Genomic DNA, 20,407 nt, shown 5'->3' on the forward strand with positions numbered 1-20,407 from the left:
TGCCGCTCAGGCGGAGATCTGGGTGACGGGCATCGACGAGTCGGCGGGCAGGTCGAGCCGCGAGGCGTCGCGGCCCTTGAGCACCATCTGTGCACCGAGAGCGGCGACCATGGCGCCGTTGTCGGTGCACAGGCCCGGGCGCGGCACCCGCAGCTCGATCCCGGCGTCGTCGCACCGGGACTGGGCCATGGCCCGCAGCCGCGAGTTCGCCGCGACGCCGCCACCGATCTGGAGGTGCTGGGCACCCTGCTCGCGGCAGGCGAGGACGGCCTTGCGGGTGAGCACGTCGACGACGGCCTCCTGGAAGGACGCGGCGACGTCGTTGACGGGCACCGGCTCACCGGCGGCCTCGCGCGCCTGGACCCACCGCGACACGGCGGTCTTGAGCCCCGAGAACGAGAAGTCGAAGCGGTGCCGCTCCATGTCACGGCCGGTCGTCAGCCCGCGGGGGAAGTCGATGACGACCTGCCCCTCACGCGCCGCGCGGTCGATGTAGGGGCCGCCGGGGAACGGCAGGCCGAGCACCCGCGCGACCTTGTCGAAGGCCTCCCCCGCGGCGTCGTCGATGGTCGAACCCAGGCTGCGGATGTCGCTCGTGACGTCGGGGACGAGCAGCAGCGAGGAGTGCCCGCCGGAGACGAGCAGCGCCATCGTCGGCTCGGGCAGCGGACCGTGCTCGACGATGTCCACGGCGACGTGGGAGGCCAGGTGGTTGACGCCGTAGAGCGGCACGCCCAGCGACAGCGCCAGCGCCTTGGCCGACGCGACACCGACCATGAGCGAACCGGCGAGGCCCGGGCCGGCCGTCACCGAGATGGCGTCGAGGTCGCCCAGCGTGACGCCCGCCTCGCGGCAGGCGCGCTCGATCGTGGGCACCATCTCCTCGAGGTGCGCCCGGCTGGCGACCTCGGGCACGACCCCGCCGAACCGCGCGTGGTCGTCGACGCTGCTCGCGACCGCGTCGACGAGCAGGGTCTCGCCGCGGACGATGCCGACGCCTGTCTCGTCGCAGGACGTCTCGATCCCCAGGACCAGTGGCTGCTCCGCGGTCATGACTGAGTTCCCCTCTCGCCCAACATCTTTCGCATCACGAGAGCGTCGACGTTGCCGGGCTGGTAGTAGCCGCGGCGCACCGTGAGCACGTCGTAGCCGCGTCGGTCGTAGAGCGTGCGCGCCGGCTCGTTGTCGGCCCGCACCTCGAGCATGAGCGCCTCGGCACCACCGGTCGCGGCCCGCGTCTCGAGCTCGGTGAGCAGGTCGCCACCGATGCCGCTCCCCCGGTGCCCGGGGGCCACGGCGATCGTCATGAGGTCCGCGACCTGTCCGCCGTGGTCGATGCCTCCGTATGCCGCGAGCTCACCCTCGCGCTCCACGGCCAGGTAGTCGCGGCGCGGCCGGCCGGCCAGCTCGCCCCACCAGGACCCCTCGCTCCAGGCGTCGTCGGGGAAGGCCTCGGTCTCGAGCCGGACGAGCTCCGGGATGTCGGTCCAGGTGAGCTCGCGGACGGCCGTCATCGGGCGGCCCGCTCGGCGGTGGTGAGGGCGTCGGGGCGCCGCAGGTAGAGCGGCTCCACGGGCATCGGGGTGCCGGCCAGCGTCCGCTCGACGGCGACCCGCGCGAGCATCGCCGCGTCGACGTCGAGCACGGGCAGCGCGTGGGCGAACAGCTCGGGATACAGGGCCGGGCCACGACCGGCCGTCGGCAGGGCGCGCACCTCGTCGGGCAGGTCCGCGGGGCGGTCCACCGCGGGCGAGGTGAGGGCCTGCACGGAACCGGGGCGGACGGCATACCGGGCCCAGTAGACCTCCTTGCGCCGGGCGTCGGTCGCGACGAGCAGCTCACCCTCGGTGAGGGCGGCGGACTGCTCGGCGAGGACGTCGAGGCTGCAGATGCCGAGGACCGGCACACCCAGAGCGTGGCCCATCGTCAGGCCGGTGACGATGCCGACGCGCAGCCCCGTGAACGGTCCGGGGCCGTTGCCGACCGCGATGGCGGTGAGGTCACCGGGGGTGACCGAGGCCGCGGAGAGGCACGAGGCGATGAGCGGGGTGACCCACTCGGTGTGGGCGCGGGGGTCGAGGTGCGACTCCTGCGCGAGGACCCTGGCCTCGTCGTGGAGCGCCACGGTGATGGCGGACGTCGAGGTGTCGATGGCGAGGATCAGCACGGGACCCCATCCTTCCAGCGGTCGCCGTGACCGGTGACGACGACGGTGCGCCGCTCGGTCTCGGGGTCGGCCTCCAGCACGATCTCGAGGCGGTCGTCGGAGAGGTCCTCGGCGAGCCCGTGACCCCACTCGACGATGGTGACGCAGGCCTCGAGGTCGGCGTCGAGGTCGAGGTCGTCGAGCTCGGCGAACCCGCCGAGCCGGTAGGCGTCGACGTGGACGAGCGCCGGACCCTCGACGAGCGAGGGGTGCACCCGGGCGATGACGAACGTCGGTGAGGTGATCGGGCCGCGGACACCGAGACCCTCGGCGAGCCCCTGGGTGAGCGTGGTCTTGCCGGCTCCCAGGCCGCCCGTGAGGATGACGAGGTCACCGGCGCGCAGGTCACGCGCCAGCGCCGCGCCGAAGCCCCGCGTGTCCTCGGCGGTCTCGAGCACCCTCGGGGTCACGACGTCGCCCTGGTGCGCGGGCGTGAGTCGGAGGCCCCCTGACCGGAGCGGGCCTTCTTGACCCGTCGGCCCTTGGCGATGTCGACGAGGACGCGCCGGACCCGCGGCTTGTCGACCACGGAGACCGCGGCAGCGGCGTCGACCTCGGCCCGGTGGAGCAGCGAGAGGATCTGGCCGGTGACGACCTCGGGGTGCTCGAGCATGATGAGGTGGCCGGCGTCGCGGACGACGACGTGCTCGGAGCCGGGGAGGCGCTCGACGATCTTCTCGCTGTGCGCCGGGGGCGTGAGCAGGTCGCCCTCGCCGTTGACGACGAGGACCTCCTTGTCGACGAGCGTGGCGAGGGTGTCGAGCTCGTCGTGGCTCTGGATCGCGGGGATGAACGCCGCCATGACCTCGAACCTCGTCGCGAGGATGAGGTCGGACGTGAAGCGGATCAGCCCCTCGCTCACGGGCGAGTCGTAGGAGAAGCGGTCGACGATCGAGCCCTCGACGTTGCGGCCGAAGCGGCGCACGGGCGCGAGCCAGCGCTGGTGGGGGGCCAGGCGCGACAGCAGGCGCGGACCGACCTGGCCGATCGCTCGGCCGACGAGCGGGCCCATGCCGAGGTCGGTGAGGCCCTGGCCACCGGCGGCGGTCGAGATGAACGCCACCGCCATGACCCGGTCGCGCACGAGGTCGGGGTGGTGGCGGGCGAGCGCCATCGTCGTCATGCCACCCATGGAGTGGCCGACGAGCGCGATCGGCCCCTGCGGGCAGGTCGCGTCGATGACGGCGCGCAGGTCGTGGCCCAGCTGCTCGATCGAGCAGTGCTCGAGGTCGGAGATCTCGGACTCGCCGTGGCTGCGCTGGTCCCACAGGACCACGCGGTAGCCGGCCTCGACGAACGCCCGGCGCTGGAGCACCCAGCTGCGCAGGCTGAGGCAGAAGCCGTGGGAGAGCACGATCGTCGGCAGCTCGGGGTCGAGGTCACGCGGACTGTCGATCTCGACGTGGAGGTTGAGCCCGTCGGTCGCGATGACCTTGAGCTCCTCGTCGGCGACGTGGGCGAACCCGGCGACGGGGTCGAGGGCGTTGAGGCGGCGCCGCTCGGCGGCAGCGCGGTCGGCGGCCACGCCCGCGGCGGCAGCTCCGGCGGCCGCGGCAGCAGCCGCCCCGAGACCGATCGCCTTGCCGACGCCGGCCATCACGCACCGCCCCCGACGAGCACCCGGGGCAGCCGCCCGCTCATCCTCGTGACGATCTCGTAGTTGATGGTCCCGATCGCCGCCGCCCAGTCCTGCGCGGTCGGCTCGCCGTCGGCCCCACGCCCGAGGATGACGACCTCGTCACCGGCACCGCCGGCGTACGAGGGTCCGAGGTCGAGGACGAACTGGTCCATGCAGACGCGGCCGGCCACGGTGAGGCGCCGACCGTCGACCTGGACCGGGCCGACCGACCCGGCGTGGCGCGGGATCCCGTCGGCGTAGCCGAGTGGGACGAGGCCCAGCACGGTGTCCTCGGTCGTCGTGTAGGCGTGGCCGTAGCTCACACCCTGGCCGGCGGGGGCGCGCTTGACGAGCGCCAGGCGAGCGGTGACACGCATGGCCTCGCGCAGGCCGAAGTCCTCGGGGGCGCCGAGGTCGGGCACCGGCGACAGGCCGTAGACCGCAAGTCCGGGGCGGACGATGTCGAAGTGCGCGTCCGGGTTGGTGAGCGTGGCCGCGGAGTTGGCGAGGTGCCGGACCTGCGGTCGTATGCCGGCCCTCTCGAGCTCCGCAGCGGCCTCGACGAAGCGGTCGCGCTGCGCGAGGACGGTGGGGTGCTGGGGGGCGTCCGCGAGGGCGAAGTGGGACCAGACGCCGACCACGTCGACGGCACCCTCGGCGACGACCGGCCCGAGGGCGGCGACGAGGTCGGTCCAGCCCTGACCCAGCGCGCCGTTGCGGCCGAGACCGGTGTCGACCTTGACGTGGATGCGTGCGGTGCGTCCGCGCTCGCGGGCCGCTGCGGCGACGGCGTCGAGCGCCCAGGGGGCCGCGACGGACAGGTCGAGGTCGGCGTCGATGGCGGCGCCGAAGTCGGCACCGGGGGCATAGAGCCAGGTGAGCGCCCTCGTCGTCACACCGGCAGCGCGCAGCTCGAGAGCCTCGCTGAGCTGGGCCACCCCGAGCCAGCTCGCACCCCCGGCGACGGCGGCGCGGGCGCTGTGGGCGAGGCCGTGGCCGTAGGCGTCGGCCTTGACGACGGCCATGACCTCGGCTCCCGGGGAGCGGCGGGCGAGCTCACGCACGTTGTCGGAGATCGCGTCGAGGTCGATCGTCACCCAGGCCGCAGCGCCCTCGGGCGGCACGGCGGAGACGGGGGCGGCTGGCGAAGTCATGAGACCGACAAGTCTAGGTGGGGACCGCCTGCGTCTGCGGAAGAGGTCGCTCTAGCCGCCGTATCCGCAGACGCTGCAGAGGGGGCGCCCCTCAGCGGCGGGTGAGCAGGTGCGCCACGGCAGCCGGTATGCCGTGTGCCACCGAGAGTGCCCGCACCGGACCTCCGCCGCTGGCCCGGTCCGCGGCCACCCCGTGGACGAGGGCTCCGAGGGCCCCGGCGTCGGCAGGTGCGAGCCCGGCGGCGAGCAGGGTGCCCACGAGCCCGGCGAGGACGTCCCCGGCCCCGGCGGTGCCGAGCCAGGCCGGCGCGTCGGCCTGCGAGCGCACCGGCTCGGAGGGGTCGGTCGGCACGACGAGGGTGGTCGCTCCCTTGAGCAGCACCGTCATCCCGGTCCGGTCCGCCAGGGCACGGGCGTGGCGCAGCGGCTCGGCCTCGACCGCGGCCCGCTCGACCTCGGTGCGCGAGCGCGCCCGCGGCCCGGAGCCGAGCCGGGTGAGCATCGTCGCGAGCTCCCCCGCGTGCGGCGTGAGGAGCGTGGGGCGGTCGCGGCGCGCCTCGATGACGGCGTCGTCGACGAGGTCGAGCCCACCGGCATCGACGAGCACCGGCTCCTCGCCCGCGAGCGCCGCCCGCGCCACGTCGAGCTGGTTCGTGGCCTCGCGACGGGTCGACGTGGTGTCGAGCCCGGGTCCGAGCACCCACGCCTGGACGCGGCCCTCGCCGTGCACGGCCTCGGGCACGGCGGCACGGACGAGCCCTTCGGGCGTCGGCGTGCCGACGTACCGGACCATCCCGGCCCCGGCCTCGACCGCCGCGGTCACCGAGAGCACGGCTGCACCCGAGTAGCGCTCACCCCCGGCGACGACGCCGAGGACGCCACGCGAGTACTTGTCGTCGTCGGGCCCGGGCACCGGCCACAGGTCGGCTGCGTCGTCGAAGCCCAGCCGTACGACGGCCGGGGCGGTGTCGAAGGCCAGCCCGATGTCGACGACGGTGAGCGAACCGCAGGCCTGTTCGGTGGGGGGCAGCAGGTGGACGGGCTTGGCGACCGAGAAGGTCACCGTCTCGTCGGCGAGCACGCCGTCGGGGTCGAACGCGCTGCCGTCGGCGGCCTGCCCCGAGGGGAGGTCGACGGCGATGACGTGGGCGTCGTCGGAGATGGCCGCGACCCACGCCGCCGCCTCGGCGGGCAGACCGGGCCGGCCGCCGAGCCCGAGGATGCCGTCGACGACGACGTCGGCCTCCGCGACGTCCTCGAGCGCCTCGGCGCCCGTGACGAGCACGACGCCGGCGGCACGCGCCGCCTCCAGCGCACCCTGGTGGACGCGGTCGGGATCATGGGCGGCAGCGCACGTGACGCCGGCCTCGGCGAGGTGCGCCACGGCATACAGCGCGTCCGCGCCGTTGTTGCCGGCCCCGACCAGCGCCACGACGGTCTCGGCGCCGAGCTGCGCGACGCGGGCCGCGACGAGCTCGGCGAGCCCCTCGACCGCTCGCGCCATGAGCTCACCGGAGGCGAGCTCGTCCTCGAGGGCCGCCTCGGCGGCATACACGTCCTGGGGGCTCCACGCCTCGATCACGGTGGCTCAGCTCTCTGCGATGACGACGGCCGAGGCGATCCCGGCGTCGTGCGACAGCGACACGTGCACGTGCACGACACCGAGCTCGTCGGCGCGGGCCTGCACGGTGCCCTGCATGACGATGTGCGGTCGCCCGTCCTCACCGCGCTCGACGGTGACGTCGGTCCAGGCCAGCCCCACGGGTGCGCCGAGGGCCTTGGCCAGCGCCTCCTTGGCGGCGAACCGGGCCGCCAGCGAGCGCATGGGCAGGTCGCGCTCGGCCTGCGTGAACAGGCGCGTCCGCAGACCCGGCGTGCGCTCGAGGGTCTCGGCGAACCGCGGGATGTCGACGACGTCGATCCCGGTGCCGACGATCATCGCTGCGCCCTGCCCGTCACCGGCACCGGGTCACTCGACCGTGACGCTCTTGGCGAGGTTCCTCGGCTGGTCGACGTCGAGGCCCTTGGCGGTCGAGAGGTGCAGGGCGAACATCTGGAGCGGCACGACGGTGAGCAGCGGCTGCAGCAGCGGCGACGTGCGCGGCACGCGGATGACCTCGTCGGCGAAGGGCACGACGTCCTCGTCGCCCTCCTGCGCGATGACGATGGTGCGGGCGCCGCGGGCGCGGATCTCCTGGATGTTGGAGACGACCTTCTTGTGGAGCTCGTGCGGGGTGTCGGGGCCGGGCACGACGACGAAGACCGGCTGGCCGGGCTCGATGAGGGCGATGGGGCCGTGCTTGAGCTCGCCGGCGGCGAAGCCCTCGGCGTGGATGTAGGCGAGCTCCTTGAGCTTGAGCGCGCCCTCCATGGCGATGGGGAAGCCGACGTTGCGGCCGAGGAAGAGCACCGAGCGGGTGTCGGCCATGAAGCGGGCGATCTCCTGGACCCGGCCCATGGTGCCGAGGAGCTCCTCGATCTTGGCGGGGACCTCGTGCAGCTCCTTCATCACGGCCTGGGCGTCGTCGGCGAAGGTGCCGCCACGCAGCTGGGAGAGGTAGAGGCCGAGGACGTAGCAGGCCGTGATCTGGGCGAGGAAGGCCTTGGTCGAGGCGACCGCGATCTCGGGTCCGGCGTGGGTGTAGAGGACGGCGTCGGACTCGCGCGGGATGGTCGAGCCGTGGGTGTTGCACACCGAGATGGTGAGGGCGCCCAGCTCGCGGGCGTGCTTGACCGCCATGAGCGTGTCCATGGTCTCGCCGGACTGGCTGATGCTCACGACGAGCGAGCGCTCGTTGACGATCGGGTCGCTGTAGCGGAACTCGTGGGCGAGCGAGACCTCGACGGGGATGCGGGTCCAGTGCTCGATGGCGTACTTGGCGACCATGCCGGCGTAGGCGGCCGTGCCACACGCGACGACGGTGATCCGGTCGACGTTCTTGAGCTGCTCCTCGCTGATCCGCAGCTCGTCGAGGACGAGGTGCCCGGCCTCGTCGGTGCGACCGAGGAGGGTGTCGCCGACCGCGTGCGGCTGGTCGAAGATCTCCTTCTCCATGAACGTGTCGTAGCCACCCTTCTCGGCAGCCGCGGCGTCCCACGTGACCTCGTAGGCCTTGCCCGTCGCCGGCGAGCCGTCGAAGTTGACGACCTCGTGGCCCTCGGGGGTGATCGTGACGATCTGGTCCTGGCCGAGCTCGAGCGCGTGACGGGTGTAGCCGATGAACGCGGCGACGTCGGAGCCGAGGAAGTTCTCGCCGTCGCCGAGACCCACGACGAGCGGGCTGTTGCGACGGGCGCCGACGACGACGCCGGGCTGGTCGGCGTGCACGGCGAGGAGGGTGAAGGCACCCTCGAGCCGGTTCACGACCTGCTGCATCGCCGACGTGAGGTCACCGGTCTGGTCGAAGGCGCGGCCCACGAGCTTGGCGGCGACCTCGGTGTCGGTCTCGCTGTCGAAGGTGACGCCCTCGGCGAGCAGCTCCTTCTTGAGCGAGTGGAAGTTCTCGATGATGCCGTTGTGGATCAGCGCGAGCTTGTCCTCGTCGCCGCCGCGGTGCGGGTGGGCGTTGCCGTCTGTGGGACCGCCGTGGGTGGCCCAGCGGGTGTGGCCGATGGCCGTGCGACCCGCGGCGAGCGGGTGCGCCTCGAGGGCACCACGCAGGTTCTCGAGCTTGCCCGCGCGCTTCTCGGAGGCGACGCCGTCGTCGGTGACGAGGGCGATGCCGGCCGAGTCGTAGCCGCGGTACTCGAGTCGGGCGAGGCCCTCCATGACGACGCTCTCGGCGCGGTCATCCATGGCCCTGCCGACATATCCGACGATTCCACACATGGTCGCAAGCGTAATGGCTCGCTCCCCCACCCTCGAACGCGCGGAGTGGGCCACAATGGCCCGCGTGTCTGCCACACCCGCCGTCCCCCTGCCCGGGCCGCACCCGGTGGCGTCGACGGAGCCTCCGGCGCCCCGCGCGCCGCTGCCCTCGCCCTACCTCGACTTCACCCGCGACGACTGGGCCGCCCGGCGCGACAACCACCCGCTGAGCCTCACCCCCGACGACATCGCCCGGGTGCGCGGTCTCGGTGACCGGGTCGACATGCGCGAGGTCGAGCAGGTCTACCTCCCCCTCTCCCGGCTCCTCGCCTTCTACGTCAACGCGACCGCGGGCCTGCACCGCGTGACGACGGACTTCCTCGGTGAGCGCCCGGCCAAGGTGCCGTTCGTCATCGGGATCGCCGGGTCGGTGGCCGTCGGCAAGTCCACGACCGCCCGGGTGCTGCGCGAGCTGCTCCGCCGCTGGCCCCAGACGCCCCGCGTGGACCTCATCACCACCGACGGGTTCCTGCGCCCCAACGCCGAGCTCGAGGCGCGAGGACTGCTCCAGCGCAAGGGCTTCCCGGAGTCCTACGACCGCCGGGCCCTCCTCCGCTTCGTCGCCGACGTGAAGTCCGGTATGCCGCGTGTGGCCGCTCCGGTGTACTCGCACCTCACCTACGACATCGTCCCGGACGCCGAGATCGTCGTCGACCAGCCGGACGTCCTCATCGTCGAGGGCCTCAACGTCCTCCAGCCGGCGACCGTGCGCTCGGACCAGCGGACCCGGCAGGTCCTCTCCGACTACTTCGACTTCTCGGTCTACGTCGACGCCCCGGTCGCGCAGCTGCGCACCTGGTACGTCGAGCGGTTCCTCCGCCTGCGCGAGACGGCCTTCGCGGACCCGGAGTCCTATTTCCACCGGTATGCCGCGCTCACCGACTCCGAGGCCCGCGAGACGGCGTCGGGCATCTGGGAGCGGATCAACGAGCCCAACCTGCTGCGCAACGTCGAGCCCACCCGCGACCGCGCCACGCTCGTGCTCTCCAAGGGCGCCGACCACGCGGTGACCCACATCCGGCTCCGCCGGCTCTGATCGGCGCGCGGCGGCCGGTGCGGCCGGTGCCGCCGGACGTGCGAGACGCCGGGCCCGTGGGGCCCGGCGTCTGCTCGTCTCAGGGTGCTGCTGGGGTGCTGCTCGGCCGTGCTCAGTACCAGTGCGGCGAGCGGGCCTGCCACTGGTCCCACGCGTTGCACGGGGTGCCGTAGGACTGCTTGATGTACCAGAGGCCCCACGTGATCTGGGTGATCGGGTTGGTGCGGTAGTCCGAGCCGAACTTCGCCATCTTGCTGGCGGGCAGGCTCTGCGGGATGCCGTAGGCGCCCGAGGAGGAGTTCTCGGCGGTGTGGTCCCACGAGCTCTCGCCCTCCCAGAGGAGGTTGAGGCAGCGCCACTGGCCGTCGCCCCAGCCCTGGTCGGACATGAGGGCGCGAGCAGCCGAGCGCGGGTCCTTCTGCGCGTTGGCGATCGCGGACGCGCGGGCCTTCTCGCGGGCGACCTTCTGGGCGGCGGCAGCACGGGCCTTGGCGAGCGCCTCGGCCTTGGCCTTGGCGGCCGCGGCGTCGGCGGCGGCCCTGGCGTCCGCGGCAGCCTGCGCCTTGGCGCTGGCGGCGGCGCGCTGGGTGTTGACACCGGCGCGGTCACGGGAGATGCGGGCGCTGTCGGTCGCGCTCTCGCGGGCCGAGAGTGCGGCCTGGGTCATGGCCGACGAGCTCAGGGTGAAGGGCTCGGAGTCCGCCACGGCGTCGTTGGCGCTCACGCCGACGGCGCCGGTGCCCACGAGGGCCAGGGCCATCGCGGCGGTGACGGCGGGTCGGCGGGCGACGCCCAGCGCGACCGTCAGGGGTGCTTCGGATGGACGCGCGTGGCGTCCGCGGTGACGACCGCGGTACCGGCTGTTCATCGAAGGGTTTTCCTCTCACTACGCAGAACAGCCCGGCTGAGGATCCAGTCGGGCTGCGTTACCAAATCGAGACCAACGTACGCGATGACCCCCCGGATGGGCAAAACGGGAGGTCCCGTCGTGCTCATCCGCGCCCGGCGCGAACGGGCCAGGTGCGGGTGACAGCGGTCACGATCCCACACGGCCGTGTGCGTTCCGACAGCGGTATGCCGTCCGCTCGGGCGAGCGGACGGCATACCGGGTCGTGCGGTCCCGCGGGAGGGGTCAGAGGCTGTCCTCGGACTCCAGGAGGTCGGTCACGAGGGCCGCGATCGGGCTGCGCTCGCTGCGGGTCAGGGTGACGTGGGCGAAGAGGGGGTGGCCCTTGAGCTTCTCGATGACGGCGGCGACCCCGTCGTGGCGGCCGACCCGGAGGTTGTCGCGCTGGGCGACGTCGTGGGTCATGACGACCTTGGAGTTCTGGCCGATGCGCGACAGGACGGTGAGCAGGACGTTGCGCTCGAGCGACTGGGCCTCGTCGACGATGACGAAGGCGTCGTGGAGCGAGCGGCCGCGGATGTGGGTGAGTGGCAGGACCTCGAGCATCCCCCGGTCGAGGACCTCCTCGACGACCTCGCGCGAGACGAGCGCGGAGAGCGTGTCGAAGACCGCCTGGCCCCACGGGTTCATCTTCTCGGACTCGGAGCCGGGGAGGTAGCCGAGCTCCTGGCCGCCGACGGCGTAGAGCGGGCGGAAGACGACGACCTTGCGCTGCTGGCGGCGCTCCATGACCGCCTCGAGTCCCGCACAGAGCGCGAGCGCCGACTTGCCGGTGCCGGCGCGGCCACCGAGGCTGACGATGCCGATGTCGGGGTCGAGGAGGATGTCGAGCGCGATGCGCTGCTCGGCGCTGCGACCGTGGAGGCCGAAGGCGTCGCGGTCGCCCTTGACGAGGCGCACCTGCTTGTCGGCGCCGACCCGGCCGAGACCGCTGCCCCGGGGGGACAGCAGCTTGAGCCCGGTGTGGCACGGCAGCTCGGCGGCACCGAGGTGCTCGAGCCGGCCGTACTCGTAGAGGTGGTCCATCTCCTCGGTGGTGACCTCGACCTCGTCCATGCCGGTCCAGCCCGAGTCGACGGCGAGCTCGGCGCGGTACTCCTGCGCCTCCATGCCGCAGGCCGACGCCTTGACCCGCATCGGCAGGTCCTTGCTGACGATCGTCACCGCGCGACCCTCGTTGGCGAGGTTCCTGGCGACCGCGAGGATCCGGGTGTCGTTGTCACCCAGGCGGAAGCCGGCGGGAAGCGAGGAGGGGTCCGTGTGGTTGAGCTCGACCCGCAGGGTGCCACCCACGTCACCGACGGGGACGGGGGCGTCGAGGCGACCGGCCTGGATCCGCAGGTCGTCGAGGAGCCGCAGGGCGGTGCGGGCGAAGAACCCCAGCTCCGGGTGGTGGCGCTTGGCCTCGAGCTCGGTGACGACGACGACCGGCAGGACGACCTCGTGCTCCTTGAACCGCAGGATCGCCCGCGGGTCGGAGAGGAGGACCGAGGTGTCGAGGACGTAGGTCCGCAGGGCCGGTTCGGCGACCGTGGCGGTGGCGGCCGCGCGCTTGCGCCGGGGACTCCCGGCGCTGGTCGTCGGGGAGGAAACGGGCGAAGGCGAGGTCGTGGCCACGGCAGGGCTCCTAGGCGCGCACGCTGACGTCGTGCGCCGGCTCGAAGGTGTGGAACCCGGTCGACCCTCTGCCACGAGCAGGGAGCCGAGAGTGGTCCCTCCTCCGGAGCGTGGTGTGCTCCATGCGTTGGGCCTCCCGAACGCACCAAGGTGGTGCGTCAGACGTGACGCTACGACTGCGTGACTTCCGGCATACGGACGCTCGCGGCGTGTCGCGACCTGTTCATTTCCGTGACACGTTCGACGCGGTGGCAGGTGTGAAGGACGTGACCGGTGGGGCTGCAGTGGCGCCTGTGGTGACCAGTGTCAGGAGCCGAAACGCCGGTGGCGCTCGCCGAACGCGCGCAGCGCGCGCAGGAAGTCGACCTTGCGGAAGTCGGGCCAGTACGCCTCGCAGAAGTAGAACTCCGAGTGCGCGCTCTGCCACAGCAGGAAGCCGCCGAGGCGCTGCTCCCCCGACGTCCGGATGACGAGGTCGGGGTCGGGCTGCCCCTTGGTGTAGAGGTGCTCGGCGATGTGCTCGACGTCGAGGATCTCGGCGAGCTCCTCGATCGTCGTGCCGAGGTCGGCGTGCTCGAGCAGCAGCGAGCGCACCGCGTCGGCGATCTCGCGCCGCCCGCCGTAGCCGACCGCGACGTTGACGAGCATCCCGTCGACCCCCGCGGTGCGGGCAGCGGCCGCCTCGAGCCGCTCGCGGGTCACCGCCGGCAGCAGGGTGAGCGCGCCGACGACGTGGAGCCGCCAGCGCCCCTCGTCGGCGAGCGTGTCGACGGCGCGCTCGATGATCCCGAGCAGCGGTCGCAGCTCGGACTCCGGACGGTTGAGGTTGTCGGTCGAGAGCAGCCAGAGCGTGACGACCTCGACCCCGACCTCCTCGCACCACCCGAGCAGGTTGGCGATGTTGTCGGCACCGGCCTGGTGCCCCTCGCTCGTCCCGGCTCCGCGGGCCCGCGCCCAGCGGCGGTTCCCGTCGAGCATGACGCCGACGTGGCGGGGGATGCTCTCGGGACCCAGCCCCTTGGCCAGACGACGCCCGTATGCCGCATAGAGGACATCGCTGAGCGCCATGTCGTCACCGTACCGCCGGGCCCGAAGGAGACAGAGGGCACGTGGCTCCCGGTCCGGAACCTACGGAAACGTAGGTATCGTTGTGGAGATCATGAGTACCCCACGTGAGCCCCGCACGCTCGACGCCCTCGAGGAGCGCGTCGACGCCGTGCTCGAGGCCGTCAAGCCCAAGCTGCGCGGCTGGCTGCACCTCGCGATGGCACCGATCGCCTTCATCGGCGGCCTCGTGCTCGTCGTCCTCGGTGACACCGTCCAGGCCCGCGCGGCGGCGGCGATCTTCACGGTGACGGCCGTGTTCCTCTTCTCGATGTCGGCCGTCTACCACCGCGGCACGTGGTCACCCCGCTGGGGCACCGCCCTCAAGCGGATCGACCACTCCAACATCTTCCTCATCATCGCCGGCAGCTACACGCCGTTCGCGTTGCTGCTCCCCCTCAACCAGGGCCGGACGCTGCTCGCGATCGTGTGGACCGGCGCGCTGCTCGGGGTCGTCTTCCGGCTCGTGTGGATCAACGCCCCCCGGTGGCTCTACGTCCCGGTCTACGTCGCGCTCGGCTCGGTCGCGGTCTTCTTCCTCGGGCCCCTGCTGCAGCACGCGGGCACCGCTGTCGTGAGCCTCGTGCTCGCCGGCGGCGTGCTCTATACGCTCGGCGCGGTCGTCTACGGGATCAAGCGCCCGAACCCCTCACCGCGCTGGTTCGGCTTCCACGAGATCTTCCACGCGCTAACGATCCTCGCGTTCGTCACCCACTACATCGCCGCCTCGATCGCGCTCTACGACCGCGTCTGAGCCGGTCCCGGAGCCGTGACCCGAGTCGACCTCGGTGGTGGCCGGGATCCCGGCCGCGTCCCGCTCGGCGGCCTTCTGCTTGTAGGACATCCGGCGCAGCCGGGCGTTCATGTTGCGCATGAGCAGCCACAGCGCCACGACGAGGAAGAGGAACGCCACGAAGGCCCAGACGCCCGGGGCCGCGGCCTGGCTCGGCGTGAGGTCCTCCGTCGGGCTGGGGCTCGGCGTCGGCGACGGAGCGAACGGGGCGGCGGCGAGCATCAGGGTGTCGAGGGTCATGCGGTGCGAACCTTCCGTCCGTCGTGCGCGAGGGTGAGCGAGCCGGAGGTCGCGAGCGCGTCGGCCTCGGCGACGTCGGTGGGCAGCCCCGCGAAGAGGTCGTCCTCGCCCTCGACGATCGGCACGTAGGACAGCCCGGCCTCGTAGTCCTCCCACGGCCAGACCCGGGCCTGCTCCTCGCGCGAGACCTTGAAGAAGGTGCCGTCCGGGTCGATCTGCGTGGCGTGCGCGAGCAGCGCGGCGTCGCGCCGCTCGAACCACGCGTCGCAGACGACGCGCGTCGTGACCGTCCGCTCGCGGGCGGGGTCCCAGTTCTCGAGCCACGCGGCATACGGGCTCTCCTCGCCGAGCGCGGTGAGGGCCTCGTGGAAGGCGACGACGCGTCCGCGGCTGAAGGTCTGGTTGTAGTAGATCTTGAGCGGCTGCCACGGCTCACCCGCTCCCGGGTATGCCGTGGGGTCGCCCGCCGCCTCGAAGGCCGCCATCGAGACCTCGTGGCACATGATGTGGTCGGGGTGGGGGTAGCCGCCGTTCTCGTCGTAGGTCGTCATGACGTGCGGACGGAAGCGACGGATCTCGCGCACGAGGGCCTCGGTCGTCACCTCGAGGGGCTCGAGCGCGAAGCAGCCGTCGGGCAGCGGCGGCAGCGGGTCGCCCTCGGGCAGGCCCGAGTCGACGAAGCCGAGCCACGTGTGGTCGACGCCGAGGATCTCCTGGGCGCGCTTCATCTCGTCGCGGCGGACCTGGGCGAGGTCGCGCAGGATGTGCGGGTCGTCGGCGAGCTGGGGGTTGAGGATGTCGCCGCGCTCACCGCCGGTGCACGAGACGACGAGGACGTCGTGGCCCTCGTCGACGTACTTCGCCATCACCGCGGCGCCCTTGCTCGACTCGTCGTCGGGGTGCGCGTGGACGCACATGAGACGGAGGCGGTCTGACACGTCGAGGGTCCTTCGGGTTCGTGGGGTCGCACAGGCGACAATGGACTCGCCCCATCTTCGCACTCCGGCCGCACGCGTCGTGCGTGCCCCGTCGACAGGACCAGGACACCTCATGCCGCTCCCCCGACCCGCTCCCGGCACCACCCGCTGGTGGGTCGTCGGCGCCGTCGGCATCTCCGCCATGGTCGCGGCGATCGTGTGGTTCGGGCTGGCCTCGGCCAACGCGCTGAGCGCGGACGTCACGACCTACGAGGTGGTGTCGGACTCGGAGGTCAAGGTTGCCTACGACGTCCACCGGCCCGACGGTGCCGCGGTGCGGTGCACGGTCGAGGCGCAGGACGTGCGCCACGGCCGGGTGGGGACCGTGGCCGACGAGGTGCCGGCGGGTGCCCGGTCGGTCCACCGCAAGGTCACCGTGAGGACGAGCGCCCGCGCCGTCACTGGGGTCGTCGCGTCCTGCGTCCGGGTGGGCTGAGCCGGGGTCAGCATTATCGGGTGACCCGATAATGCTGGGCTCGACCCGGGTTGGCACCCCGGGTGGAGCGAGAGGTTGTCGGCTCGAGCCCGCCATCGGCTCGGTCGGGGACTCCTCAGGCGCGGCGTTCACGACGGACGTGCTTTTGCGCCCCGGCGTTGTTATCCTTGTTGTTTGCACAGCACGGGTCTGGGGCCCGCTGGACCAAGCAGAGGTTCAGGCCCCGGGCCCTTTCACGTAGGACCACCACCACCCTGACGCAGGCGACGTCCGTCGCCGGGTCACGGGCACCCGAGGAGTGAATCTCAGTGAGCGAGACCGTCGTCAAGACGAGCTACCTGACCCAGGAGGCGTACGACCGCCTCAAGGCGGAGCTCGAGCAGCTCTCCGGCGCCGGCCGCGCCGACATCGTCGCCAAGATCGAGGCGGCGCGTGAGGAGGGCGACCTCAAGGAGAACGGCGGCTACCACGCCGCCCGCGAGGAGCAGGGCAAGAACGAGGCCCGCATCCGTCAGCTCACCCAGCTCCTCGAGAACGCCATCATCGGTGAGACCCCTCCCGACGACGGCATCGTCGAGCCGGGCATGGTCGTCACGGCCGAGATCTTCGGCGACGAGGAGACCTTCCTCCTCGGTTCGCGCGAGATCGCCGACGGCACCCTGCAGGTCTACAGCGAGCAGTCCCCGATCGGCTCCGCGGTCAACGGCCACAAGGCCGGCGACACCGTGAGCTACGAGGCCCCCAACGGCAAGCAGATCGAGGTCAAGATCCTCGACGCGAAGCCCTACACCGGCTGAGTCGTCCCCCGGGACGCCAGAGGGCGCCCACCCCGCTCGGGGTGGGCGCCCTCTCGCTGTGTCCGGTCAGGCCTGCTCGAGCTCGCGGACGATCGTGTAGCCCTTGGCGCTCATCGCGCGCAGCACCCGCTCGCAGTGCTCGGGGCCGCGCGTCTCGAGCCGCAGCGCGATCTCGACCTCGTCGACGTTGATGTGCGGTCCGGTGCGGATGTGCTCGATCTCGAGGATGTTGGCGTCCACGCCGGCGCAGTCGGCGAGGATCGCGGCGAGGGACCCGGGGGTGTCGGGGACGCGCACGGCGAACTGGAGGTAGCGGCCGGCGGCGACCATGCCGTGACGGATGATCCGCATCATGAGCAGCGGGTCGATGTTGCCCCCCGAGAGGACGCAGACGACCGGCCCCTCGATGTCGGACGTGCCGGCGTTCTCGAGCAGCCAGCCTGCGGCGGAGGCACCGGCGGGCTCGACGACGAGCTTGGCGCGCTCGAGGAGGAAGAGCAGGGCGCGCGAGATGCCCTCTTCGCTCACCGTCTCGACGGAGTCGACGAGGTCGCGCACGATCGGGAAGGTCACGTCCCCGGGCAGGCCCACGGCGATGCCGTCGGCCATGGTCGACATCGCGGCCGCCGCAATCGGGTGCCCGGCTGCGAGCGACCCCGGGTAGGCCGCGGCCTGCTCGGCCTGGACGCCGACGATCCGGACGTCGGGCTTGAGCTCGCGCATGACGAGGGCGATGCCGGCGAGCAGCCCGCCGCCGCCCAGACCCACGACGACCGTCTTGACGTCGGGGCACTGCTCGAGGATCTCGAGCCCACAGGTGCCCTGACCCGTGACGATGTCGTCGTGGTCGAAGGGATGGATGAGGATCGCGCCGGTCTCCTCGGCCCAGGCACGCGCGTGCACGAGGCTCTCGTCGAGGGTCGCGCCGACCTGCTCGATGGTGGCGCCGTAGGCCTTGGTCGCCTGGACCTTGGGCATCGGGGCCCGCACGGGCATGTAGACCTTGACGTCGATCCCGAGCATCTGGCCGGCGAGCGCCACGCCCTGCGCGTGGTTGCCCGCGCTGGCGGCGACGACGCCGCGGGCCTTCTCGTCGTCGGTGAGCTTGGACATGCGGGTGTAGGCGCCGCGGATCTTGAACGACCCGGCGCGCTGGAGGTTCTCGCACTTGAGGAAGACGTCGGCGCCGACGCGCTCGGACAGGCCTCGGTTGAACTCCATGGGTGTCGGAGCGATGACGGTGGAGAGCAGGTCAGCGGCGGCACGGATCTCGGCCACCGTCACCGACGACGATGTGGGTGTCATGGGGCCGAGGTTAGTCGCGTCCCGCAGGGCAGACTCCGGAGGTCAGTCGGTCGTGCGGGCGTTGAAGGCGCGCAGGGCGAGCGGGGCGACGACGGCCGTGATCGCGAGCGACCAGATGAGCGTGGCCAGCTCGGGGTGGTGCAGCGGCCACGGGGCATCGGCCCGCACGGGGATGCCCGCGATCCCCCAGTTGTCTCGCAGGGCCTGGCTCAGCGAGCTGATCGGGTTCCACTCGGCGATGGTGCGCAACCACGAGGGCATGACGTCGGTGCGCGCGAAGGCGTTGGAGAGGAAGGTGACGGGGAAGATCGTCGTGAACATCAGCCCGTTGACCGCCTCGACGGACCGCATGGCCGAGCCGACGAGGATGCCGACCCAGATCATCGCGAACCCGAAGAGCAGCAGCAGGCCGTAGCCGAGGAGCCCCTTGACCACGCCTTCATGGATCCGCCACCCGATGAAGAGACCGGTCACCGACATCACGGCCACACCGATGCTCGAGTGGATGAGCGCCCCGATCGCACGCGCGATGAGGATCGAGGAGCGCTGGATCGGCAGCGACCGCAACCGGTCGACCATGCCCTTGCCGATGTCGGTGTTGAGCCCGATGGCGACGATGAAGGCGCTGAACGCGATGGTCTGCGCCATGATCCCGGGCAGCAGCCAGGGCTTGTAGTCGACGCCGGGGATCTTGATCGAGCCACCGAAGACGAAGGCGAAGAGCAGCACGAACATGATCGGCTGGATCGTCACGTCGGTGAGCATCTCGGGCTGGCGCTTGATGTGGGTGAGGTTGCGTCGCACGAGGGCGACGACCTGACGCACCCGCCCGGCACCGCTCGCACGGGGAGCGGGACGGTCGAGGGCTACGGCGTCCGTGGCGGCACTCATGCGGGGACCTCGCAAAGGATCTGGGGGAACGACGTGGAGGAAGGACTGTGTGCGGTGTTCATGCCGACACCTCCTGGTTGCTGGTCTCTTCGGCCTTGTGCCCGGTGAGAGCGAGGAAGACGTCGTCGAGGCTGGGCCGCTGCATGCCGAGGTCGTCGACGTCGATCGAGGCGTCGTCGAGACGGGTCGCCACCTGCGAGAGGGCGCCGACGTCGCCGCCGGGCGCCGTGAGCTTGCGGGCGTCCTCGTCGACGTGGACGTCTCCGACGACGCCGCGGAGCAGCTCGGCGGCCTGCCGGACCTGGTCGTGACGGGACACCGTGACGACGAGGCTCGCGGCCCCCGACTGGTTCTTGAGCTCGAGCGGCGTGCCCTGGGCGATGATCCGGCCGTGGTCGATGACGACGATGTCGTCGGCGAGCTGGTCGGCCTCGTCGAGGTACTGGGTCGTGAGCAGGAGCGTGGTGCCGTCACGCACGAGCTCACGCAGCACGTCCCAGAGCTCGACCCGGCTGCGGGGGTCGAGACCCGTCGTCGGCTCGTCGAGGAAGAGCACCGACGGGTGCGCGATGAGGCTCACCGCGAGGTCGATGCGGCGCCGCATGCCGCCGGAGTAGTCCTTGACGACCTTGTCTCCGGCCTCGGTGAGCGAGAACTGCTCGAGGAGCTCGTCGGTGCGCTTGCGGACGAAGCTGCGGTCGAGGCCGTAGAGGTCGCCGATGAGGCGGAGGTTCTCGCGACCGGTGAGCAGGTCGTCGACGGTCGCGCTCTGCGCGGTGAGCCCCATCGACGCGCGCACGGCCTCGGGCTCCTTGACGACGTCGTGGCCGGCGACCCGGGCGGACCCGCTCGTCGGGATCGCCAGCGTCGTCATCATCCGCACCGTCGTCGTCTTGCCCGCGCCGTTGGGGCCGAGCAGCCCGAAGACCGAGCCCCGCGGCACCTCGAAGCTCACGTCGTCGACGGCGGTGAAGTCGCCGAACCGCTTGACCAGGCCCACGGCCTCGATGACGGGTTCGCGGCTCATGACGGCTCCCCGACGAGGCAGAACGGGTGACCGGCCGGGTCGAGGTAGACCTTGAAGCCGCCGTTCTCGCTCGGCTGGTGCTCGTGCACCGTCGCCCCCGCGGCGAGCACCGCCGGCTCGGCGTCGGCGATGACGGGCACCGCGAGGTCGAGGTGGAACTGCTGCGGGTGCGAGCCCCCGGGCCAGGTCGGCGCCACCCAGTCGTCGATGCGCTGGAACGCCAGCGTCGTGCGACCGTCGGGGCGTTGCGCCGAGACCCCACCGCCGGGCGGCTCGAGCGTCGCCCAGTCGCGGTCGGAGTCGGTCTCGAGGCCCCAGCCGAGGACCTCGCCGTAGAAGTGCGCGAGCGCCAGTGCGTCGGGGCAGTCGAGGACCACGAGGTCGAGGATCGGTCGGACGCTCGGTTGAGCGGTGTCTTCACTCATGGCCAC

Annotated in this window: 22 protein-coding genes; 4 read left to right on the forward strand and 18 right to left on the reverse strand. The window is 72.0% G+C overall.

Going from position 1 to position 20,407, the window contains the following annotated elements; genetic code table 11:
- Positions 1 to 6: 6 nt before the first annotated feature.
- The 9 genes from tsaD to glmS all read right to left on the reverse strand — a co-directional run bounded on the left by tsaD (position 7) and on the right by glmS (position 8,807).
- Positions 7 to 1,053: a tRNA (adenosine(37)-N6)-threonylcarbamoyltransferase complex transferase subunit TsaD gene (gene tsaD, locus KLO01_RS02775; RefSeq protein WP_147062021.1), complete on the reverse strand. Its 1,047-nt coding sequence runs from the start codon at positions 1,051 to 1,053 to the stop codon at positions 7 to 9.
- Positions 1,050 to 1,514: a ribosomal protein S18-alanine N-acetyltransferase gene (rimI, locus tag KLO01_RS02780; RefSeq protein ID WP_147062022.1), complete on the reverse strand. Its 465-nt coding sequence runs from the start codon at positions 1,512 to 1,514 to the stop codon at positions 1,050 to 1,052. Before rimI ends, tsaD begins: the two co-directional genes overlap by 4 nt.
- Complete coding sequence (gene tsaB, locus KLO01_RS02785; protein WP_147062023.1) at positions 1,511 to 2,167, reverse strand: tRNA (adenosine(37)-N6)-threonylcarbamoyltransferase complex dimerization subunit type 1 TsaB; 657 nt, start codon at positions 2,165 to 2,167, stop codon at positions 1,511 to 1,513. Before tsaB ends, rimI begins: the two co-directional genes overlap by 4 nt.
- Entirely contained in the window at positions 2,161 to 2,616 is a 456-nt protein-coding gene (tsaE, locus tag KLO01_RS02790) for a tRNA (adenosine(37)-N6)-threonylcarbamoyltransferase complex ATPase subunit type 1 TsaE (protein WP_147062024.1), read from the reverse strand. Before tsaE ends, tsaB begins: the two co-directional genes overlap by 7 nt.
- Positions 2,613 to 3,803 (reverse strand): alpha/beta fold hydrolase, encoded by a 1,191-nt coding sequence (locus tag KLO01_RS02795; protein ID WP_147063064.1) that lies wholly within the window; start codon positions 3,801 to 3,803, stop codon positions 2,613 to 2,615. The genes tsaE and KLO01_RS02795 overlap by 4 nt, the downstream gene beginning before the upstream one ends.
- Positions 3,803 to 4,978: an alanine racemase gene (gene alr, locus KLO01_RS02800; protein WP_147062025.1), complete on the reverse strand. Its 1,176-nt coding sequence runs from the start codon at positions 4,976 to 4,978 to the stop codon at positions 3,803 to 3,805. Before alr ends, KLO01_RS02795 begins: the two co-directional genes overlap by 1 nt.
- A gap of 91 nt (positions 4,979 to 5,069) precedes the next feature.
- A complete protein-coding gene (locus tag KLO01_RS02805) occupies positions 5,070 to 6,560 on the reverse strand; it encodes a bifunctional ADP-dependent NAD(P)H-hydrate dehydratase/NAD(P)H-hydrate epimerase (protein ID WP_147062026.1) in 1,491 nt (496 codons plus the stop codon).
- Positions 6,561 to 6,566: 6 nt separating this feature from the next.
- Complete coding sequence (locus KLO01_RS02810) at positions 6,567 to 6,917, reverse strand: holo-ACP synthase (protein ID WP_147062027.1); 351 nt, start codon at positions 6,915 to 6,917, stop codon at positions 6,567 to 6,569.
- A 30-nt stretch (positions 6,918 to 6,947) separates the two neighbouring features.
- Complete coding sequence (glmS, locus tag KLO01_RS02815; RefSeq protein ID WP_147062028.1) at positions 6,948 to 8,807, reverse strand: glutamine--fructose-6-phosphate transaminase (isomerizing); 1,860 nt, start codon at positions 8,805 to 8,807, stop codon at positions 6,948 to 6,950.
- 55 nt (positions 8,808 to 8,862) lie between these two features.
- On the opposite strand from glmS, the gene coaA reads away from it, so the two are divergent.
- The gene (gene coaA, locus KLO01_RS02820; RefSeq protein ID WP_371860205.1) at positions 8,863 to 9,882 is read left to right on the forward strand and encodes a type I pantothenate kinase; all 1,020 of its coding nucleotides are present in this window, start codon (positions 8,863 to 8,865) and stop codon (positions 9,880 to 9,882) included.
- Between the two features lie 112 nt (positions 9,883 to 9,994).
- Here the strand turns inward: coaA and KLO01_RS02825 are convergent, their stop codons facing one another.
- The 3 genes from KLO01_RS02825 to KLO01_RS02835 form a co-directional block, all read right to left on the reverse strand.
- Positions 9,995 to 10,750 (reverse strand): aggregation-promoting factor C-terminal-like domain-containing protein, encoded by a 756-nt coding sequence (locus tag KLO01_RS02825; RefSeq protein WP_246136023.1) that lies wholly within the window; start codon positions 10,748 to 10,750, stop codon positions 9,995 to 9,997.
- A gap of 264 nt (positions 10,751 to 11,014) precedes the next feature.
- Positions 11,015 to 12,304 (reverse strand): RNA 5'-3' helicase PhoH2, encoded by a 1,290-nt coding sequence (gene phoH2, locus KLO01_RS02830; RefSeq protein ID WP_147063070.1) that lies wholly within the window; start codon positions 12,302 to 12,304, stop codon positions 11,015 to 11,017.
- 408 nt (positions 12,305 to 12,712) lie between these two features.
- Positions 12,713 to 13,474 carry an isoprenyl transferase gene (locus KLO01_RS02835; RefSeq protein ID WP_147062029.1) on the reverse strand — a complete coding sequence of 254 codons (762 nt, stop codon included), beginning with the start codon at positions 13,472 to 13,474 and terminating at the stop codon, positions 12,713 to 12,715.
- A 91-nt stretch (positions 13,475 to 13,565) separates the two neighbouring features.
- On the opposite strand from KLO01_RS02835, the gene trhA reads away from it, so the two are divergent.
- Positions 13,566 to 14,264 (forward strand): PAQR family membrane homeostasis protein TrhA, encoded by a 699-nt coding sequence (trhA, locus tag KLO01_RS02840; protein WP_147062030.1) that lies wholly within the window; start codon positions 13,566 to 13,568, stop codon positions 14,262 to 14,264.
- Here trhA and KLO01_RS02845 read toward each other — a convergent pair.
- A complete protein-coding gene (locus KLO01_RS02845) occupies positions 14,199 to 14,543 on the reverse strand; it encodes a hypothetical protein (protein WP_147062031.1) in 345 nt (114 codons plus the stop codon). The genes trhA and KLO01_RS02845 overlap by 66 nt on opposite strands.
- Complete coding sequence (mca, locus tag KLO01_RS02850; protein WP_147062032.1) at positions 14,540 to 15,481, reverse strand: mycothiol conjugate amidase Mca; 942 nt, start codon at positions 15,479 to 15,481, stop codon at positions 14,540 to 14,542. Before mca ends, KLO01_RS02845 begins: the two co-directional genes overlap by 4 nt.
- 112 nt (positions 15,482 to 15,593) lie before the next feature.
- Here mca and KLO01_RS02855 point away from each other — a divergent pair, with 112 nt between their 5' ends.
- Both KLO01_RS02855 and greA read left to right on the forward strand, forming a co-directional pair.
- Positions 15,594 to 15,956: a DUF4307 domain-containing protein gene (locus tag KLO01_RS02855; protein ID WP_147062033.1), complete on the forward strand. Its 363-nt coding sequence runs from the start codon at positions 15,594 to 15,596 to the stop codon at positions 15,954 to 15,956.
- A gap of 308 nt (positions 15,957 to 16,264) precedes the next feature.
- Positions 16,265 to 16,753, forward strand: a complete 489-nt coding sequence (greA, locus tag KLO01_RS02860; RefSeq protein ID WP_147062034.1) for a transcription elongation factor GreA — start codon at positions 16,265 to 16,267, stop codon at positions 16,751 to 16,753.
- Between the two features lie 66 nt (positions 16,754 to 16,819).
- Here greA and ilvA read toward each other — a convergent pair whose 3' ends face one another.
- Genes ilvA through KLO01_RS02880 form a run of 4 tightly spaced genes read right to left on the reverse strand, consistent with a single transcriptional unit; the run spans position 16,820 to position 20,401 of the window.
- A complete protein-coding gene (gene ilvA, locus KLO01_RS02865; protein ID WP_147062035.1) occupies positions 16,820 to 18,058 on the reverse strand; it encodes a threonine ammonia-lyase in 1,239 nt (412 codons plus the stop codon).
- A gap of 42 nt (positions 18,059 to 18,100) precedes the next feature.
- Entirely contained in the window at positions 18,101 to 18,949 is an 849-nt protein-coding gene (locus KLO01_RS02870) for an ABC transporter permease (protein ID WP_147062036.1), read from the reverse strand.
- A 58-nt stretch (positions 18,950 to 19,007) separates the two neighbouring features.
- Complete coding sequence (locus tag KLO01_RS02875) at positions 19,008 to 19,976, reverse strand: ATP-binding cassette domain-containing protein (protein ID WP_147062037.1); 969 nt, start codon at positions 19,974 to 19,976, stop codon at positions 19,008 to 19,010.
- Entirely contained in the window at positions 19,973 to 20,401 is a 429-nt protein-coding gene (locus KLO01_RS02880) for a VOC family protein (protein WP_147062038.1), read from the reverse strand. The genes KLO01_RS02875 and KLO01_RS02880 overlap by 4 nt, the downstream gene beginning before the upstream one ends.
- Positions 20,402 to 20,407 lie beyond the last annotated feature (6 nt).

Origin of the sequence: Knoellia locipacati (assembly GCF_007992835.1) — a bacterium.
Taxonomy (GTDB): domain Bacteria; phylum Actinomycetota; class Actinomycetes; order Actinomycetales; family Dermatophilaceae; genus Knoellia; species Knoellia locipacati.

Coding starts and splice junctions, on each gene's coding strand:
- tsaD (WP_147062021.1), bottom strand. CDS start 1,053: ATGACCGCGGAGCAGCCACTGGTCCTGGGGATCGAGACGTCCTGCGAC.
- rimI (WP_147062022.1), bottom strand. CDS start 1,514: ATGACGGCCGTCCGCGAGCTCACCTGGACCGACATCCCGGAGCTCGTC.
- KLO01_RS02795 (WP_147063064.1), bottom strand. CDS start 3,803: ATGGCCGGCGTCGGCAAGGCGATCGGTCTCGGGGCGGCTGCTGCCGCG.
- alr (WP_147062025.1), bottom strand. CDS start 4,978: ATGACTTCGCCAGCCGCCCCCGTCTCCGCCGTGCCGCCCGAGGGCGCT.
- KLO01_RS02810 (WP_147062027.1), bottom strand. CDS start 6,917: ATGATCGTCGGCACCGGGATCGACGTCGTCGACATCCCGCGGTTCGCC.
- glmS (WP_147062028.1), bottom strand. CDS start 8,807: ATGTGTGGAATCGTCGGATATGTCGGCAGGGCCATGGATGACCGCGCC.
- coaA (WP_371860205.1), top strand. CDS start 8,863: ATGGCCCGCGTGTCTGCCACACCCGCCGTCCCCCTGCCCGGGCCGCAC.
- KLO01_RS02825 (WP_246136023.1), bottom strand. CDS start 10,750: ATGAACAGCCGGTACCGCGGTCGTCACCGCGGACGCCACGCGCGTCCA.
- KLO01_RS02835 (WP_147062029.1), bottom strand. CDS start 13,474: ATGGCGCTCAGCGATGTCCTCTATGCGGCATACGGGCGTCGTCTGGCC.
- trhA (WP_147062030.1), top strand. CDS start 13,566: ATGAGTACCCCACGTGAGCCCCGCACGCTCGACGCCCTCGAGGAGCGC.
- KLO01_RS02845 (WP_147062031.1), bottom strand. CDS start 14,543: ATGACCCTCGACACCCTGATGCTCGCCGCCGCCCCGTTCGCTCCGTCG.
- KLO01_RS02855 (WP_147062033.1), top strand. CDS start 15,594: ATGCCGCTCCCCCGACCCGCTCCCGGCACCACCCGCTGGTGGGTCGTC.
- ilvA (WP_147062035.1), bottom strand. CDS start 18,058: ATGACACCCACATCGTCGTCGGTGACGGTGGCCGAGATCCGTGCCGCC.
- KLO01_RS02870 (WP_147062036.1), bottom strand. CDS start 18,949: ATGAGTGCCGCCACGGACGCCGTAGCCCTCGACCGTCCCGCTCCCCGT.
- KLO01_RS02875 (WP_147062037.1), bottom strand. CDS start 19,976: ATGAGCCGCGAACCCGTCATCGAGGCCGTGGGCCTGGTCAAGCGGTTC.
- KLO01_RS02880 (WP_147062038.1), bottom strand. CDS start 20,401: ATGAGTGAAGACACCGCTCAACCGAGCGTCCGACCGATCCTCGACCTC.